This is a genomic window from Streptococcus sp. 2021WUSS109, from assembly GCF_044427305.1.
GTDB classification, from domain to species: Bacteria; Bacillota; Bacilli; order Lactobacillales; family Streptococcaceae; genus Streptococcus; species Streptococcus suis.
This window is the reverse complement of sequence record NZ_JAOTGF010000010.1, coordinates 62,673-81,246: the sequence shown is the minus strand read 5'-3', so window position 1 is coordinate 81,246 and position 18,574 is coordinate 62,673. Positions and strand designations below refer to the sequence as shown.

General features: G+C 40.8%; 12 protein-coding genes and 1 pseudogene. 1 reads left to right on the top strand and 12 read right to left on the bottom strand.

Annotated elements, in window-relative coordinates; all coding sequences use genetic code 11:
• From ODU37_RS05595 to hprK, 10 genes and pseudogenes are all read right to left on the bottom strand, one after another.
• A partial coding sequence (locus ODU37_RS05595; protein WP_398580436.1) for a G5 domain-containing protein occupies nt 1–2,324 on the bottom strand: 2,324 nt, incomplete at its 3' end.
• Nucleotides 2,325–2,896: 572 nt separating this feature from the next.
• The gene (locus tag ODU37_RS05590) at nt 2,897–9,370 is read right to left on the bottom strand and encodes a YPDG domain-containing protein (RefSeq protein WP_249562170.1); all 6,474 of its coding nucleotides are present in this window, start codon (nt 9,368–9,370) and stop codon (nt 2,897–2,899) included.
• 846 nt (nt 9,371–10,216) lie between these two features.
• Nucleotides 10,217–10,543: pseudogene (locus tag ODU37_RS05585) on the bottom strand (nuclear transport factor 2 family protein); the annotation flags it as partial.
• A gap of 9 nt (nt 10,544–10,552) precedes the next feature.
• A complete protein-coding gene (locus ODU37_RS05580) occupies nt 10,553–12,064 on the bottom strand; it encodes an ABC transporter permease/substrate-binding protein (protein WP_249562169.1) in 1,512 nt (503 codons plus the stop codon).
• The gene (locus ODU37_RS05575; RefSeq protein ID WP_009910543.1) at nt 12,064–12,795 is read right to left on the bottom strand and encodes an ABC transporter ATP-binding protein; all 732 of its coding nucleotides are present in this window, start codon (nt 12,793–12,795) and stop codon (nt 12,064–12,066) included. Before ODU37_RS05575 ends, ODU37_RS05580 begins: the two co-directional genes overlap by 1 nt.
• The gene (locus ODU37_RS05570) at nt 12,788–13,237 is read right to left on the bottom strand and encodes a MarR family winged helix-turn-helix transcriptional regulator (RefSeq protein WP_105159239.1); all 450 of its coding nucleotides are present in this window, start codon (nt 13,235–13,237) and stop codon (nt 12,788–12,790) included. The genes ODU37_RS05575 and ODU37_RS05570 overlap by 8 nt, the downstream gene beginning before the upstream one ends.
• A 310-nt stretch (nt 13,238–13,547) precedes the next feature.
• Nucleotides 13,548–14,084, bottom strand: coding sequence for a YtxH domain-containing protein (locus ODU37_RS05565; protein ID WP_221877065.1), 537 nt, complete (start codon nt 14,082–14,084; stop codon nt 13,548–13,550).
• The gene (locus tag ODU37_RS05560; RefSeq protein WP_024376744.1) at nt 14,068–14,478 is read right to left on the bottom strand and encodes a DUF948 domain-containing protein; all 411 of its coding nucleotides are present in this window, start codon (nt 14,476–14,478) and stop codon (nt 14,068–14,070) included. The genes ODU37_RS05565 and ODU37_RS05560 overlap by 17 nt, the downstream gene beginning before the upstream one ends.
• A gap of 13 nt (nt 14,479–14,491) precedes the next feature.
• Nucleotides 14,492–15,268 carry a prolipoprotein diacylglyceryl transferase gene (gene lgt, locus ODU37_RS05555; RefSeq protein WP_023371045.1) on the bottom strand — a complete coding sequence of 259 codons (777 nt, stop codon included), beginning with the start codon at nt 15,266–15,268 and terminating at the stop codon, nt 14,492–14,494.
• Between the two features lies 1 nt (nt 15,269).
• Nucleotides 15,270–16,202: an HPr(Ser) kinase/phosphatase gene (gene hprK / locus ODU37_RS05550; RefSeq protein ID WP_002936769.1), complete on the bottom strand. Its 933-nt coding sequence runs from the start codon at nt 16,200–16,202 to the stop codon at nt 15,270–15,272.
• A gap of 217 nt (nt 16,203–16,419) precedes the next feature.
• Here hprK and manA point away from each other — a divergent pair, with 217 nt between their 5' ends.
• Nucleotides 16,420–17,361 carry a mannose-6-phosphate isomerase, class I gene (gene manA, locus ODU37_RS05545; RefSeq protein ID WP_024402688.1) on the top strand — a complete coding sequence of 314 codons (942 nt, stop codon included), beginning with the start codon at nt 16,420–16,422 and terminating at the stop codon, nt 17,359–17,361.
• A 147-nt stretch (nt 17,362–17,508) separates the two neighbouring features.
• Here the strand turns inward: manA and ODU37_RS05540 are convergent, their stop codons facing one another.
• Nucleotides 17,509–17,781, bottom strand: a complete 273-nt coding sequence (locus tag ODU37_RS05540; protein WP_002936774.1) for a PspC domain-containing protein — start codon at nt 17,779–17,781, stop codon at nt 17,509–17,511.
• Nucleotides 17,771–18,532, bottom strand: a complete 762-nt coding sequence (locus ODU37_RS05535; protein ID WP_012027536.1) for a hypothetical protein — start codon at nt 18,530–18,532, stop codon at nt 17,771–17,773. The genes ODU37_RS05540 and ODU37_RS05535 overlap by 11 nt, the downstream gene beginning before the upstream one ends.
• Nucleotides 18,533–18,574 lie beyond the last annotated feature (42 nt).

Here is an 18,574-nt window from a genome sequence, read left to right as displayed (position 1 = left end):
AACTTCGTACCAACTCTAACAATGCGATCTACTTTGGCAGTGGTAACGACCTCTGTCGTCTGGTCTCCAATACTAATCACATTGATTTTTCCTGTTACACCGGCAACTTGCTCAGACTCTTGACCAACTGGAAGTGTGGGATCGTCTTGATAAAGGGTATCAAAAGGGATTTCTTTCTCCGTGATAACAGCTTCGGCAAGGTCTGCACTCTGAGCAGCTGCTAACTTCGTACCAACTCTAACAATGCGATCTACTTTGGCAGTGGTAATGACCTCTGTCGTCTGGTCTCCAATACTAATCACATTGGTTTTTCCTGTTACACCGGCAACTTGCTCAAACTCTTGACCAACTGGAAGAGTAGGGTCGTCTTGATAAAGAGTATCAAAAGGGATTTCTTTCTCCGTGATAACAGCTTCGGCAAGGTTTGCACTCTGAGTAGCTGCTAACTTCGTACCAACTCTAACAATGCGATCTACTTTGGCAGTGGTAACGACCTCTGTCGTCTGGTCTCCAATACTAATCACATTGATTTTTCCTGTTACACCGGCAACTTGCTCAGACTCTTGACCAACTGGAAGTGTGGGATCGTCTTGATAAAGGGTATCAAAAGGGATTTCTTTCTCCGTGATAACAGCTTCGGCAAGGTCTGCACTCTGAGCAGCTGCTAACTTCGTACCAACTCTAACAATGCGATCTACTTTGGCAGTGGTAACGACCTCTGTCGTCTGGTCTCCAATACTAATCACATTGGTTTTTCCTGTTACACCGGCAACTTGCTCAAACTCTTGACCAACTGGAAGTGTGGGATCGTCTTGATAAAGGGTATCAAAAGGGATTTCTTTCTCCGTAATGACAGCTTCAGGAAGGGCTACACTTAGAGAGGTAGGATAGTCTTTCTTATGCACTTTTACAGGAATTTGCAGTACATCATAGCTATTGTCAGAATACAAAACTTGTACAGTTGCAAGATAATCTCCCTCTTTATTCGTATTAACAGTGCCTTTTGGAGTAATATCTTGTATAGTTATAGTATTAGGGAGGTCCTTAGAATTGGTAAGATTATCATTAAAATCTACTTCTTCTCCCTCAAAAATTTCTTCATCAGAAAAAATTGGTTCATAGACATTTGCTTCTGGCAATGTAAAATAATATAAATTAGCTAATTTGGGATCAATGTAACCTGTCTCATTAATGCTTTTCTTGTCCCCCGTTGTAAAGTCATATTGCCCATTCATTAACGGTTCTAAGAAAGATCTAGAACCGTGCCCCGCCACGGATTTACCAACAAATTTTGTGCCAGAAAAATGCCCAACACCATTAGTAATTAAAGTATCATTATCTGTTGCATAATGAATCGATTTTCCTTCATTTGTCAGCTGGTCTCCTATTGCAGCAATACCATTGAGATTGCTAACCAAACCTTTTATTTTTGGGGCATTAAATGTGTAGGATTTTTTTGCCCAATCATAGTTCTTTTGATTAGCATAAATAAAACCACGTTGCGCAAGATAACCACCTAAAGAATGTCCTGTCAAATACAAATTATTGATTTGTGTGGACTGCTGAAGCTGATCCATCAATCTTTCAATACTATTTGCCTGTTTGGGATTTGTTGCAAAGAAAATACTAAGATCATCATCCACATCGGAAGTTCCTTTTGTACCCCTAATTGCAAGGACTTGCACTTCACCAGCATTAATAAATGGATAATTAGAAGTCGTCTCGAACAAAACTGCATCAAATCCATTATTTTCATGGAAAGTTCTTACCATTCGCCAGTATGGAGAGAGTTCCTTATGCATCATAGCATACTCTTGTCTACCATCATAAAGAGTATCAAGTGGCTGTAGTGGATCTAGTACCTTTCTTATATAATCATCGTCTCTATAAGCCAACTCCATAAACATGGCCATCTCTCTAGACGTAACATCCCATTTCAAGGGATCTGTCAATTGAGGATGGGAATCAGTAACCGTCCGCTCCGTGCCATCTGAAAAACCATCACCATCACTGTCTTTAAGAAATGGATGACTATAATAACCGAAATAAGTAGTTTTGTCTTTCTCATAGGTATAGATTTCTTCTTTATTTGCTAAACCATCACCATCATTATCATTATCTGGCAGAATATCACTACCAAGTAAAAGAGAGTCTACTTGACGATTTTCTAATGTGATTTTCCCTTCTGAAATCTTTATTGCATTTTCCAAGGTAAGTACTTGTTTTATAATTTCAGCACTAATGTTCCAACCACTACTAATGTCTACTGTCACAAGACTTGTTAATATGAGCGCTGAATATAATTTAATTTTATTTTTTTTCACTTTTTTTCCTCATTAATTCCTCTTATGCTAAGTCGCAACTGCACAAGATAAGTTATCAATACACAACTGATTATATCACAGCACTTTATGAAAAGCTAACATTATCACAAATCAAGCGTGCCATTCCAACAAAAAATACATGTATTTATTATATAGGTCTATAATTTCTTCAGAGTGTTTTTATGATATTTACAATTTTCTAAGAATAGCATCTCACCCCCAAGGAATTGAGTCTTATTTTACAGTAAAAATGAGGTTATTTCTCCTCAACAAGCTACCTATCCAACATCTTTTTCACCATTTAACTAAGTTATTTTTTATTATCAAAAACGTTTATATAATGGCAAAAATTCTTGTTCATTCAAGCCAACTCTTTCAATCTCCGCAGAAGAGGGGGTGACATCAAAACACCCTCCAGTTTTGTTTTTTCTAACAGTATACTGGAGAAGGGAGTGATTGGATAGATACCTCGTTATTTGGGTGATTATTCGTACAACAAACCACCTCCAAGAATAAATCTCGGAGGTTGTTTTGTATATTTAAAAGTGGAGATTATGGGTTCTTAAACCTAATTATTCTTCACCTTTTTTACGACGCTTACCTGCAAGGGCAAGTGTTGCAATCAACATGCCTACACCAAGAGCTGAAACTGCAACAGTGCTTGTTTCACCTGTATTTGGTAGTTGAGCTGTCGTAGATTTCATTGACTTAGTTTCGGTCGATTTAGGTGTTACTGTCACACCAGCGTTCGGAACTTTTGGATCAGTACCTTTTTCTTTTTCGACTTCATCTGAGATGCCATCGTTGTCATCGTCAGTATCAGTCACATCTGGCATACCGTCGCCATCTGTGTCGCGTTGGATTGTAACTGGAACGTCAATTACTTTAGATTCGCCATCTGTTGTAACAGTAACTGGAATAGTGATCTTACGTTCTTCTTCGTCTTTGCCCCAATCGTCCACTTTTGGTGTGCCTACAAGGTTACCATTGCCATCTACTGATACGCCATTGACCGGAGCAGATGGAGTGATTACTGTCTTAGGTGATTCCGGTTTGACAACTTGGGTGCCATCCGGAACTGGTTGACCTTCAAGAACATCTTTAGGCGTTACAGTTACACCTGTATTAGGAGACTTAGGATCAGTACCTTTTTCTTTTTCGACTTCATCTGAGATGCCATCGTTGTCATCATCAGTATCAGTCACATCTGGCATACCATCGCCATCTGTATCGCGTTGGATGGTGACTGGTACATTAACTACTTTTGATTCGCCATCTGTTGTAACAGTGACTGGAACGGTGATTTCACGTTCTTCTTCATCTTTGCCCCAATCGTCTACTTTTGGTGTGCCTACGAGGTTACCATTGCCATCTACTGATACGCCATTGACTGGAGCAGATGGAGTGATTGCCGTCTTAGGTGATTCTGGTTTGACAACTTGAGTGCCATCTGGAACTGGTTGACCTTCAAGAACATCTTTAGGTGTTACTGTTACACCTGTATTAGGAGACTTAGGATCGGTGCCGCTTTCCTTCTCTACTTCATCAGTAATACCGTCGTTGTCATCATCAGTATCAGTCACATCTGGCATACCATCGCCATCTGTGTCGCGTTGGATCGTAACTGGTACGTCGATTACTTTAGACTCGCCATCCGTTGTAACAGTGACTGGAACGGTGATTTCACGTTCTTCTTCATCTTTGCCCCAATCGTCTACTTTTGGTGTGCCTACGAGGTTACCATTGCCATCTACTGATACACCATTGACTGGAGTAGATGGAGTGATTACTGTCTTAGGTGATTCTGGTTTGACAACTTGAGTGCCATCCGGAACTGGTTGACCTTCAAGAACATCTTTAGGTGTTACTGTCACGCCAGTGTTCGGTACTTTTGGATCGGTACCTTTTTCTTTTTCGACTTCATCTGAGATGCCATCGTTGTCATCATCAGTATCAGTCACATCTGGCATACCGTCGCCATCTGTGTCGCGTTGAATCGTTACTGGTACGTCGATTACTTTAGATTCGCCATCTGTTGTAACAGTGACTGGGATAGTGATTTCACGTTCTTCTTCATCTTTGCCCCAATCGTCTACTTTTGGTGTGCCTACGAGGTTACCATTGCCATCTACTGATACGCCGTTGACTGGAGCAGATGGAGTGATTACTGTCTTAGGTGATTCTGGTTTGACAACTTGGGTGCCATCTGGAACTGGTTGACCTTCAAGAACATCTTTAGGCGTTACTGTCACACCAACGTTCGGTACTTTTGGATCAGTACCTTTTTCTTTTTCGACTTCATCTGAGATACCATCGTTGTCATCGTCAGTATCAGTCACATCTGGCATACCGTCACCATCTGTGTCGCGTTGGATTGTAACTGGAACGTCGATTACTTTAGACTCGCCATCCGTTGTAACAGTGACTGGGATAGTAATCTTACGTTCTTCTTCATCTTTGCCCCAATCGTCTACTTTTGGTGTACCTACAAGGTTACCATTGCCATCTACTGATACACCATTGACTGGAGTAGATGGAGTGATTACTGTCTTAGGTGATTCTGGTTTAACAACTTGAGTGCCATCCGGAACTGGTTTGCCTTCAAGAACATCTTTAGGTGTTACTGATATGCCCACATTCGGAACTTTTGGATCAGTACCTTTTTCTTTTTCGACTTCATCTGAGATACCATCGTTGTCATCGTCAGTATCAGTCACATCTGGCATACCATCACCATCTGTATCGCGTTGAATGGTGACTGGTACATTAACTACTTTAGATTCGCCATCTGTGGTAACAGTGACTGGGATAGTGATTTCACGTTCTTCTTCATCTTTGCCCCAATCGTCTACTTTTGGTGTGCCTACGAGGTTACCATTGCCATCTACTGATACACCATTGACTGGAGTAGATGGAGTGATTACTGTCTTAGGTGATTCTGGTTTGACAACTTGGGTACCATCTGGAACCGGTTTGCCTTCAAGAACATCTTTAGGCGTTACGGTTACACCTGTATTAGGTTTTGTTGAATCTTTTGGAGCTGGATCTTCTGTATCTAGAATACCATCATTATCATCATCTTTATCGGTTACGTCTGGCATACCATCGCCATCTGTATCACGTTGGATGGTAACTGGAACGTCAATTACTTTAGACTCGCCATCCGTTGTAACAGTAACTGGGATAGTGATCTTACGTTCTTCTTCATCTTTGCCCCAATCGTCTACTTTTGGTGTGCCTACAAGGTTACCATTGCCATCTACTGATACGCCGTTGACAGGAGTAGATGGAGTGATTACTGTCTTAGGTGATTCTGGTTTGACAACTTGAGTGCCATCCGGAACTGGTTTGCCTTCAAGAACATCTTTAGGCGTTACTGATATGCCCACATTCGGTACTTTTGGATCGGTACCTTTTTCTTTTTCGACTTCATCTGAGATGCCATCGTTGTCATCATCAGTATCAGTCACATCTGGCATACCGTCGCCATCTGTATCGCGTTGGATGGTGACTGGTACATTAACTACTTTAGATTCGCCATCTGTTGTAACAGTGACTGGGATAGTGATTCCACGTTCTTCTTCGTCTTTGCCCCAATCGTCTACTTTTGGTGTGCCTACAAGGTTACCATTGCCATCTACTGATACGCCGTTGACTGGCTCAGATGGTGTGATTACTGTCTTAGGTGATTCTGGTTTGACAACTTGAGTGCCATCCGGAACTGGTTGACCTTCAAGAACATCTTTAGGTGTTACTGTCACACCAGCGTTCGGAACTTTTGGATCAGTACCTTTTTCTTTTTCGACTTCATCTGAAATACCGTCGTTATCATCATCCTTATCGGTCACATCTGGCATACCATCGCCATCTGTATCGCGTTGAACAGTAATTGTAATGGTTTTGATTACTGGTTTATTGTCTTTGTCGACAATCGGATTACCTTTATCATCCTTAGCTTCAACTGTTACAGTGAAATCACGTTTCTCTTCATCTTTGCCCCAATTTGTAATCTTCTTAGGAGTTCCTGTGACTTCTCCTTTATTTGGATCAAATGTGAGACCATCTGGCAAGCCTGTTACTTTAACTGTTGCCTTTGGATTATCAGATGTTACAGTCACTGGGATTGGTTTAACTGGTTGACCTTCGGTTACTGTAGCATCATCTGCTGTAATAACTGTATTCGTTGCTTTCTTAGGATTTTTATCCTCTGTATCCGGAATACCATCATTATCATCATCCTTATCGGTCACATCTGGCATACCGTCACCATCTGTGTCTAATTGGAACTTAGCTTTCGCATTCTCCACAGTCTTATCTTCATAAGTCACCTTAACTGGTACTTCAATGCTTTCAACTGTCGTGCCATTAGCAACTGTAACTGTTACAACGCCTGTCGTTGGGTTGATCTTTGCAGTATATCCTTCTGGAACTTTGAAATCTGATGGAATTTCATAAGTTGCATTCTTTGGAGCTGCTACTGGTCGACCGCTTGCATCTGTAAATGTAGGTGTTGAGATAGCTGGAGTACCTGGAACGACATTTGTGACTGGATAGTTTGGCTTTGCTTTTACAACATTGCTCAAGGCAGTCGCAAATTTCTCTACTTCTGGAGATCTAACATAGCCATCTAGCTCGGTAGGATCTTGCTTTTCAGCACGAGTAACAACACGATCTCTTGCCGCAAAAGTTTTTCCATCTGGTAAGGTTAGAGTGATATTTCCTGTTTTTGGCTCAGTTGATACAGTGACATTCGCCTCATTTTCCTCCGCCACATAGGTTCCATCTGGCTTTTTCACTAATTTAACAGATTTCCCTTGAACTCCGACAAAGATTTGGTCAACGTCAGATTTTGGAACAAGTTCAACACTTCTGTCACCTTCTTTAAAGTCAGTAATTTCAACTGTACTTACAGTGGCTTTCACAATTACAGTGACTTCCTCCTCTTTGTAGACGTTAGAATCTGTAACAACCCTGACCGTAAATACATAAGTACCGGCTTTAAGTTTAGACAAGTCTTCATTCTCATTCTTCAAGAGAACTTTACGGTAACCCTTGCCTTCTGCTACATTAGCTACACCACCTGTATTGACTTCTACTTGGCTTAGAATATCGCTTTCAGTGACACCTTCCCAGTCTTCTTTGATTACAGTACCTTTAACGGCAGTATCCAAAACATAGGTCATGTATTTATTGTTGGAAAGGACATCGGTTACATTGTCCTTATTATCTGTCACTTTCAGTCCGCGAGAATAATAACCAAGTTTGTCTACAGAAGCAGTACCGTATGCGTTTCCGTCTTTGTCTACTGAATAACCTAATGAACTTGGTTGGTTAACTTCGACAGACTTAATGCCTTCTGGATCTACTAAGTCAGCGATTTTTACCTTGTCCAAACCATCTGGCTTATTAGAGCTATCAACTGTCTTAATTGGTGTCTTATTGAAGATAAAGATGTCGTGCTTGTTGGTAGCTGTCGATGGTGTATTTTCTTCTATCGGACCAGCACCCTTCAAGAAACCGTCATCAGTTATAATTTTATTGCTTCCATAACGTTGCTCATCAGTCAAACGAGTTAATGTATCATCCCAGTCAACATTCCTAGTAGCGGAAGAATCCCTCAAATCGTTCTCTGTATCCAAATAAGTACGAGAAGCAGAAGAACGTACATAGAGTGTGTGGTTCGGTCCATGGGTGATTACTTCGATAACATAATCTCCTGCGCCAACATCTCGCCATGATTTATCATAAAAGAGCGCCCGATTTGCCCCAGGCCCTTTGGATGGTTTTTCATTTGGAGCAAAGGCGTTGCCACCTCTATTTCCAAAATATTTAGACAGTTCACCATCAAAGTTGATATAACCTAGGCGATCTTGATAATCGTAAATATTTAGGTTTGGAGATCCAGATTTAATGGTAATATCTCCCCCACCAGTATTGTTAAATTTATCACTCGTAGCAACTAAGATATACTGATAATGCTGGCTTGCTTTCGAGTCATGGGTAATCACCCATTTGACCATATCTAAGCCTTCTGAGTCTTTACCAATATATTGAGACGTAACTGACTTGATACCATATTTCCAATCAGATGGACGATTTAAAACTTCCACAGGGTCCGCAAGGGCTGTTGCACCTAATTGAGCCGTGATGACACCATCTGGACTAAATTTGCGCAATTCCACAGCTAGTGCTTCTACGTTTGTACGAACCGAATTAATCTGTGTATACAACTGTTCAACCGTTGCGGCTGAATTTGCCAGTAATAGGTCAGATTCTTTAGCTACCAAACGAGCATTTGTCACTGCAGTTTTTAGCAATGAATTATTAGATTCAGTTGTTGCAACCAATCTCTCACCCTGTGAGGCAAGAACTGCCGCTTCAGATGACACTTGGGCTAAAAGATGTTTTACGTCTTCAATAGTTGCTGGCTCTGTAGCTGCCCTTGCTTTAAATTCAGCTGGTACAGCTGATGACGTTGAGACTGCAGTATCAATTGGTAAAGTTGAGGTTGTTACGCTTGCTGTCTCCGCTGCTTGCTTCACAACTTTGAAAACAATTTTTGTACTTCCTCCTTCTACTACTCCAGAATTAATCGTTGCCACTTCATTGGCTGCTAGTTGATACCCTTTCGGTAGCTCGGCTGTCTCAGTCACAATTGCAATCGCAATAGGGTCTTTTGTAGTCAAGGAAACTGATTTGGCTACTGTAGCTACAGCAGTACCAGTTTCATCTTGATATTCAACTGTATAGTCAATTTTTGTTGCACGATCTACCACATCCTTAGAGGACACAGCATCTGTTGCAGCAGTATCTGTTGATGTTATTACATCAGTGGATGCCTCCGTTTTATCAGTAGATAAACTTATTGTCTCAGCAACAGAATTTGATGGCGCTGTGTCCATCGTCAATGCTGAAACTTCCATACCTCCTGACAAAGCAAGTGATACCCCAAGTAATACACTTGCGGCTCCACAATGATACTTACGAATTGAAAAACGTTGCTTGGCATTGTACCAATCAAATTTTTTCGGTCGTTTTCGTTCCATGTTAACGATCTCCTTCTTTATTAAAAAACATAACCAGAGCAACTGACATTGATACTTCAAACTATTTCTACAGTTTGCCTCACTTTAGGACAGCTTTATAAATTTATAAAAAGATAACTTAAAACTATAATTATTAAATGCCATTCACTACTAGCTTGTTTATTTTATCACCCTATCTTCAAATTTGTCAAGGTTTTATGCGTTTTTTAAAGAAATAAACTTGCTTTTAAAGTGAATATTTTTCCTGTTTTATCTGTATTTTTATTTATTTGAAGACTAATACTATTATTTCACCCAAAAGCCATTCTTTAGAAGCCTTATAGAATAAGCATTCTGAACTTAACAAATATAAAATTTAATATATTTCTAAATGTATATTTTTAAATTTTTTCTAGAATTTTTCAAATTCCCCTTTGATTTGCACATAGCATTACGTGTAAAAAGGGATTCATTTTATAGATACACTATGTTTGCTTTATTTCAAACTTTCAACGCTCCCCCACAGACTGTTTGACGGAAGCTACACTCGTTTCCCGCTTCAATTAAAATTTGAACAAACAAAAATAGCTTAAAATCAACGTTTTTGACGACGTAATTCTAAGCTATTTTCTATATTTTAAGTCTTTTCGCGCAGCCTCAAAGATTAAATAGGATTTGTTGAGCACATTTCCACGGTTTGTGTTTTACACTCCAAATCTGACCTCTATGACTGTTACAAACAAAGTATTTCCAACTACCAGTTAACTTAATAGCATTAACAAAAGCATATGCCTACTTTCATCATTTAATGGATTAAAATTTCCCTAAATTCGTCAAGTCTTTTTTGTCTAGCATGACTTCCTTGTTGTCCCAATGCTCGACGATACGACCATTTTCATCCGAACGGAAGATGTCCGCCGTCACCCACTCAGCTTCACCGTCATTGAGTTTCTGGTGAACATGGACAAAGACAAAATTCCCGTCCTCAATGGCACGCACAATGGTGATTTCCCGCTTGGGATTGCGTTTGAAAAAGTCCTCAAAGAAAGCCGCAAATCCCTCTTTCTCATCAGGCACACCCGGACTGTGCTGGGTGTAAGTAGCTCCCATATAGTTTTCATGAACTTCCTTGATTTCCCCGTCCCGAATGCCACGAAGGTAAAGATTTTTTGCGTTATCTAGTTGATGTGACATGATGTTCTCCTATTTTAACAATCCTTCTCGTTCCAAATATTCCCTCGCCACTTGCTCTGCCGACTTGCCTTCCACATCGACCGCATAGTTCATCTGGGTCATTTCCTCGGTCGAGATTTTGCCTGCCAAGACTCCTAAGACTTGCTCCAACTCAGGATATTTTTCTAAGGTTTCTTTGGACAATAGCGGAGCAGCCTGATAGGGTGGGAAGAGCTGTTTGTCATCTTCTAGGATTTTCAATTTGTAAGTGACTACCTTGCTATCAGTAGAATATGCTTCGATAATCTGCACATTACCACTCTTAATAGCTTCATAACGAAGGGCTGGCTCCATGGTCTTGACATTAAGTTGGAGATTGTATAGATTTTTTAGACCGATATTACCATCTTCGCGGTCATTAAACTCTAAAGAGAAGCCTGCGACAGCTGTCTGTTGCACTTTTGCCAAATCCGAAATCTTTTCAATCCTATTTTTCTGAGCATAATCTTCCGTTACAGCCAAAGCATAGGTATTCTGGAAAGCCATTGGTGCCAGGTAAACCAAGCCATCCTGCTCCAAAATCGCCTCTTTGGCATAAGTGTAAACCTCATCAGAATTAGTAGATAAATCCATTGATGAATTTTTCAAAAGAGTACTTGTAATGGTCCCTGTGTACTCAGGATAAATATCAATAGAACCTGATTTGAGTGCCTCATAAAGGAAGCTAGTCTTTCCGAAATTAGGTTTTATCTCCACCTTGATGTCTGTCTGGTCTTCAATCAACAACTTATACATATTGATGAGAATTTCAGGTTCTGCACCGAGCTTCCCTGCAATGACCAACTGCTTTGTGGAAAAGTTAAGCATGGGAACATAACTAGCTCCAACAGTAAATAAAGTCACCAATAGAGCCAACAAAATTGTCTTGGGTTTCTTATCCTGCAACAGACGAATGCCGTAACCGAAAAGTACTGCAAGGACAGCCGACGATACCGCACCAATCAAAATCAAGGCTGAATCATTGCGGTCAATTCCAAGTAGAATAAAGGAGCCAAGGCCCCCAGCCCCCACCAAGGCCGCCAGAGTCGCCGTTCCGATAATCATAATGGAAGCTGTCCGAATCCCTGACATCAAAATAGGCATGGCAAGAGCTAACTTAAATTTTTTCAACTTCTCCCATTTATTCATACCAAAAGCGGTTGCTGCTTCTTCCAGGGAAGGGTCGATTTCTCCAAGTCCTGTCAATGTCCCCTGCAAGATAGGAAAGATAGCATAAATAACGAGTGCTACTACTGCTGGCAAGGCCCCGATTCCCATAAAAGGAATGAAAAGACCAAGCAAAGCAAGGGATGGAATAGTTTGGAAGATACCTGTTATTTGCAGGCTCCACTCAGTCAAGCGTTTTTTACTAGATAGAATCAGTCCCAAAGGTACTGCAATTGCAATCGCAATAATCAAAGCTAGAAGGGAGATGCGAAGGTGTTCAAAAAGAGCGATTCCCCACTCATCCTTGCGTTCTATAAAGGTTTCAAATAGGTTCATTACATACCTCCTCGAGCTCTGATAAATTCCTTGACAAAATCATTGGCAGGATGATTCCTCAATTCATCAGGACTTCCTAATTGCACAACTTGTCCATCTTGCATGAGACAGATGCGATCCGCCAATTTAACCGCCTCATCCATATCATGGGTAACGAAAACCGTTGTCATCTTGAATTCCTCATGTAATTCCTTAATCAAGTCCTGCAACTGAGCCTTACTGATTGGATCCAGAGCTGAGAAAGGTTCGTCCATGAGTAACACTTTCGGATTTGCAATGATGGCCCGCAGAATGCTAACCCGCTGTTTTTCTCCCCCAGATAAGTCCTTGGGCAAACGATCCAGATAGCTGTCTGGTTCCAAGCCAACCTTGGTCAAGAGCTCTCTCGTCCTCGTCAAGGTTTCTTCCTTACCCAGACCTTTCATTTCAGGAATAAGAGCGATATTTTCAGCTACCGTCATATTTGGAAAAAGGGCTATCTGCTGAAGAACATAACCTGTCTCCAAACGTAATTCACGCAGGTCGAAATCCTTAAGTCGCTTACCTTGAAAAAAAACCTCTCCCTCGGTCTGCTCAATTAGACGGTTAATCAATTTCAGCGTGGTTGTCTTTCCACTACCGCTTGGTCCAATCAAGACAAAGAACTCCCCTTCTTGAATATCAAAGGTCAAATTTTTCAAGATTGGTCCACTAACCTTACAGGTCAGAGATACATTTTGATAATCAATCATCATCTTCTCCTTTTAAAATAGCCATGAGACTCTGACTGTAGCGCTGAATTAATCCTAGCATAATCTCCTGTTCCTCCTGACTGAGTTGAGACAGCGCCTTATTTTCCGCCTCCTCTAAGGGATCCAAAATGCGACTAGCAAATTGTTGCCCCTCCTCTGTCAATTTAATTTTCTTATGTCGCTTATCTGCTAGATTCTCCTCTAAAACTACCAGGCCTCCATCCAAAAATTTCTTTACAGTAGCATTGACAACTTGTTTGCTTGAATAGGTCTTCTTACTGACCCAGTTTTGCGTCACACCTCCGGGATTATAATAAATCCACATGAGAATGGATAAGCATTTTGCATTGAGTCCATGTCCACGAGCATAGTCTTCATAAAGACCGACTTGCTGGTCAAACATACGAGCATAATCCTTACTCCTTTTCTCAACTTCCATCATCCTTCCCCCTCCTCAGTGAGCACAACTACCTTACTAAAAGCCTCTGGTCTACTAGTGTTCAAAACAACAACAATTTTCACAACGACTTCCTCCTGTAATCATGTTAGTCAATATTTTTTACTATTTTACCAAAAAAAGAAAAATAGTCAATCATTTTGACTATTTTGAGACATCAACTACCTTATTATAGATTCCCGTCTTCATCCACTCAAACATATTGAATCCCTAAAATTATCTGCTTTTAATTTACACAAAACAAATGATAATCAGATAACAAAACTAGCCTAGAAAATTCTAAGCTAGTTTCTTTTTATCCTTCAACTGTTTCTGAGGCAGTTTCGCTTGCTACTTCTGAAACGGTTTCTGATACAGGTTCGATGATGACATCATCAATTGTAAGCTCAATATCTTCAGACACAACTACAGCATCCTCAATATCTTCTTCTGTCAAATCCACTGTCGGAGCTTTAGCAGTTTTTGCCTTGATAGCTTCCAAAATGTCAGCCGTTGACAAGTTTTGTTCCGCAATTTTTTCCTTGATTTGCTCAAAGGTTTCCAAGGATTTTTCCTTACCAGACTTGACCAAATCTTCTACTGTCAATTCACCAGTTTCAAGTTGAGTTTTTACTTCAGTAAATCGTTCAGTCGCTTGTTTGCCTAAATCTTGTGCCTTAGCGACAAAATCAGCATTGATTTCTTCATGGTTTTCTTTATAGTCATTAGCAAAGTTTACGACTTTTTCTTTGACTGTTTTACCAGTTTTACTTGCTAGAAAAGCAGCTGCAGCAGCTCCGCCTGCTGCCCCTAACAAAAGGCTAGTCCACACGCTACTAGATTTTTTTACCATTTTTTTCTCCTTTCTTACCTAAGAGAGATGAGAGAGTTGACAGAGCTGAAAGAGCTCCGCCAGCTTTTACAGTACTTGCTCCAGCAGACTTAGCTTTGACTGTCAAATCACGCGCTGAAGCATTCAAATCAGATACAGAAGTTGACAAGTCAGCTACCGCTACAAAAAGAGGATCAAGGGTCGAAACCTTACCATTTACATCTTCGACTAAGACATTGGTTTTAGCCAAAAGCTCGTTGGTCTGATAGAGAGTCACATTGACATCACTGGTCAAGACCTTAAGCGTTTGCTGGGCTTCATCCGTTACCGTACCCAATTTTTTCAACAACAAAACAATATATACTGCCACCGCCGCGATGGACAAGGCAATAATCAAGACAGAAATTTCAATAATCATATCTTCTCCTTTAGGGTTGATAGAATGAAATAGAAGACTTTCTTCTCCGCAACACAACCATGATAATACCAACGAGGATTAACACCCCAGATAGCCATTGTGAAACACGTATTCCCAAGAACATGAGGCTGTCCGTCCGCAAGCCTTCTATCAAAAGGCGACCACAACCATACCAGACTAGGTAGAAAGCTGTTATTTCTCCCTGTTTAAGGAATTTTGGCCGTCTACGTAACACACAAACCAAGCCAAAGCCTAGCAAATTCCAGAGAGACTCAAACAAGAAGGTTGGTTGACGGTAGGCACCATCAATATACATCTGGTCTCGGATAAAGGCTGGCAGGTAGTTCAAACTTTCTACTGCCTTACCATAGGCCTCTTGGTTAAAGAAATTTCCCCAACGACCGATTGCCTGAGCAATCATGACCGATGGCGCTACAATATCCAAAAAATCCAGGGTATTAATAAAGCGATACTGGGTAAAGAAATAAAGGACAATCGCACCTGTAATCAAACCACCATAGATGGCAATACCACCGTTCCAGATAGCGAAGATAGATAAAATGTTATCCTTGTATTCGCTCCATGAAAAGGCTACATAGTAAATCCGTGCCCCCAGGATAGAAAGCGGAAATGCGATTAGAATAAAATCTAAAATATCATCCTGACGGATTTTCTTTCGTGGTCCCTCTTTTGTCGCCAAATAAACACCTAGAATCAGACCAAGCAAAATACAGATTGCATACCAACGAATTTCTAAGGGACCTAATTTAATCGCAATAGGATCCATATTAAACCTCTTCTCTATTGTGCTCAATTAAATTAGACAAGCGTTCTTCGAAGATTTTCGTTGCATCAAACCCCATCTGTTTGGCACGGTAGTTCATGGCTGCTGCTTCAATTACCACAGAAATATTTCGACCGGTTTTTACAGGAATACGTATTTGTGGAATAGCAATTCCTGCTATTTCGATACTATCGCCAGAATTTCCCAAACGGTCAAATACCTTACCTGTTTCAAAATTTTCTAAGTAGACAGCCAACTGCACTTCTGATGAATCTTTTACGGCACTAGCACCATATAGACTCATAATATCGATAATGCCAACTCCTCGAATCTCTAATAAGTGGCGCAGAATTTCCGCAGGTTCACCCCAGAGAGTCACATCGTCTTTTGCATAGACATCAACACGGTCATCAGCCACCAATCGGTGTCCTCGTTTAACCAACTCAAGACCAGTCTCACTCTTACCGATACCAGAATCACCCTGGATAAGCACACCCATACCGTAAATGTCCATCAAGACACCGTGTACACTCGTCCGCTGAGCCAGGCGACTATCCAAGTAAGAAGACAATTCTCCCGATAGACGACTGGTTGCTGTCTTGCTTCGGCAGATAGCAATTTGTTTTTCTTTTGCAGCCTTGTACATCTCCTCAGGGATTTCCAAGCCACGTGCCACTATGACAACAGGGGTTTCTGGCTGGAACATCTGAGAAAGAACCTGATAGCGGTTATGGGCAGTCATGGCCATCAAATAAGACCATTCCTTCATCCCTATCAACTGGATGCGCTCTGGAGCATAGTAATCAAAATAGCCAGTCATTTCCAATCCTGGTCGGGTAATATCTGCCGTCGTAATTTGCTTTTGCAGGAGCTCTTCCGTACTGTAAGCACATTCAATCCGCAGATTATCGACCAAATCTTTCACATAAACGGTCATTTCTTCCCTCACTTTCAGTTTTATTATATTATACCATAAGCTAGGGATTGGGGGAAAAACAAGTGGCTGATTTGGTAAAAAGAATGAGTTTCTTTCTTTTTCTCACAAAATTAGCAAAACTTCCACAGATTAAATGCACTTCCCTCCCAGTGCTACATATTTCTAACAAATCTGTTATACTTTATATAGATCAATACTTACTACTAAGGAGAAAATCATGGAACCATTGTTTCTCACACCTGTTATGCACGAAAAAATTTGGGGGGGCAATCGCCTAAGGACCAACTACCACTACGACATTCCTAGTGATAAGACTGGTGAATGCTGGGCTATTTCTGCCCATCCAAACGGCGTAACTACTGTCTCAAACGGTCAATATAAAGGAAGAGGACTGGATGACCTCTATAAGAATGAAAAACATTTATTTGGCAATCCAACAGATGATGTCTTTCCATTATTAACAAAAATCCTTGATGCAGACGATTGGCTCAGCGTCCAAGTCCATCCCGATGATAGCTATGGTTTGGCTCACGAAGGGGAACTGGGCAAAACAGAATGTTGGTATATTTTGGAAGCCGAAGACGGAGCTGAAATCATTTATGGTCACAATGCCCAATCCAAAGAAGAACTCCGTCAGCAAATCGAAGCTGGAGATTGGGACAAGCTGTTGACCCATGTACCCGTCAAAAAAGGTGATTTCTTCTTTGTACCAAGCGGCACCATGCACGCCATCGGTAAGGGAATCCTTATTTTAGAAACCCAACAATCTAGCGATACAACCTACCGTGTCTATGACTTTGACCGCCGTGACGATGCAGGCAACCTCCGTGAACTACACATTGAGAAATCGATTGATGTACTGACCATCGGACCTGTTGCTAACTCAACACCTGCCCACCTCAAAGCGGGCAATCTTGACTCAACACTTCTGGTTGCCAATCCCTTCTTTACCGTATATAAATGGAATATCCAACAAGAAATCAAAATGGAACAGACAGTTCCCTACCTGCTTGTCAGTGTCATCGAAGGGGAAGGTGCCATCCAAGTCGGTGAAACCAGCTACCCACTTCAAAAAGGAAGCCACTTTATCTTACCAGCCGATGTGACAGACTGGACTTTTACAGGACAAATGGACATCATCGCAAGCCACACAAACTAATACTCTTCGAAAATCAAAATTATCCGTTGTCAACTTGCCTTGATGAACTCAAGTTCTATCTTCGACTTCGTTTCCTAGGCTACTTTTGATTTTCATTGAGTATAAGCATACAAAAAACTTGAGCCTTTAAACTCAAGTTTTTTTGCATTATTCAAACCAAGACTTATTTATCTTTTCCGCTTCTTTTATCTTACGTGGACCTGTTCCATAGCGTTCCGCGTCCCTATCTTCCTTATAGGGTAAAAAATAAGCTGCTGCAATATAGAGAGCAATCAGAAGGAGGAAGGATTTGCCTAAGAGGAGGCCTGCAATAAATATCGCGCGTGTTACCCAGGATTCCCAGCCCAATTTATGCGCTATGCCGGCAAGAACCCCAGATACTATCTTCCCCTGCCTTACTTTATATAATTCAATTGACATCTTTTATTCCTTTCACGTAAAAGCCACCTTGACCTGTTTGTACCTTCAAGAAAAGTAAATCATTGCCAGATTTTTCAAACTGATAGGGACTATTTTTCTTTTTCCGGTTAACCAAGACATGACCTGATTGCGACTCAATCTGCCCCCGAATTCCCTGGCCTTTGCCAGTTTGTAAAGTCAAGGGAGCCTGAGCTAGTTGCACATACAAGTGTTGGGGATAACCACCGCAAGTCGTCAAGCGAATATCCTGTTGTTTTTTATCCCTTGAACTGCGGATAGAAATATCTTCAAATGGTAAGTAATCCAAGCGAGCATCTGCCTGACCAAGTTCCAAATCCAGCACTGACATCCATTCCTGAGGCAAGTTGATTGTCAAACGACAGGCCAAACTACTGTGAAAATAAAGCCCCTTTTTTTCAACATAAAGACGAGGAAGCTTATCTTCTGGTGCATCTTGATTGTAGCAAATCTCCACACTAATCTGATTATTTTTTGACTTAGCCAAAGTTAGACGTCCCTCAGATAATTTTAAAAAGAGTGATTCAATTCCTTCAAAACTATAGGATTGTTTCAATTTGGAGGAAGCAAAGACCTTAAAACTTGGCAAGGTAAAATTCAATTTTACTTTTTCTTCCACAAAAAGAAAGTCTGGTTCTTGATTCATTTCCTTAAAACAGGCACGCGCCTCTTCCTTGGTCAAGACACCTTTTTCATATAACTCAATTAAGCGTTCTTCTCTCTTTTGCGTCATAGACTCACCTCAATTCTACTCTAGTATATCACATTTCTCCAC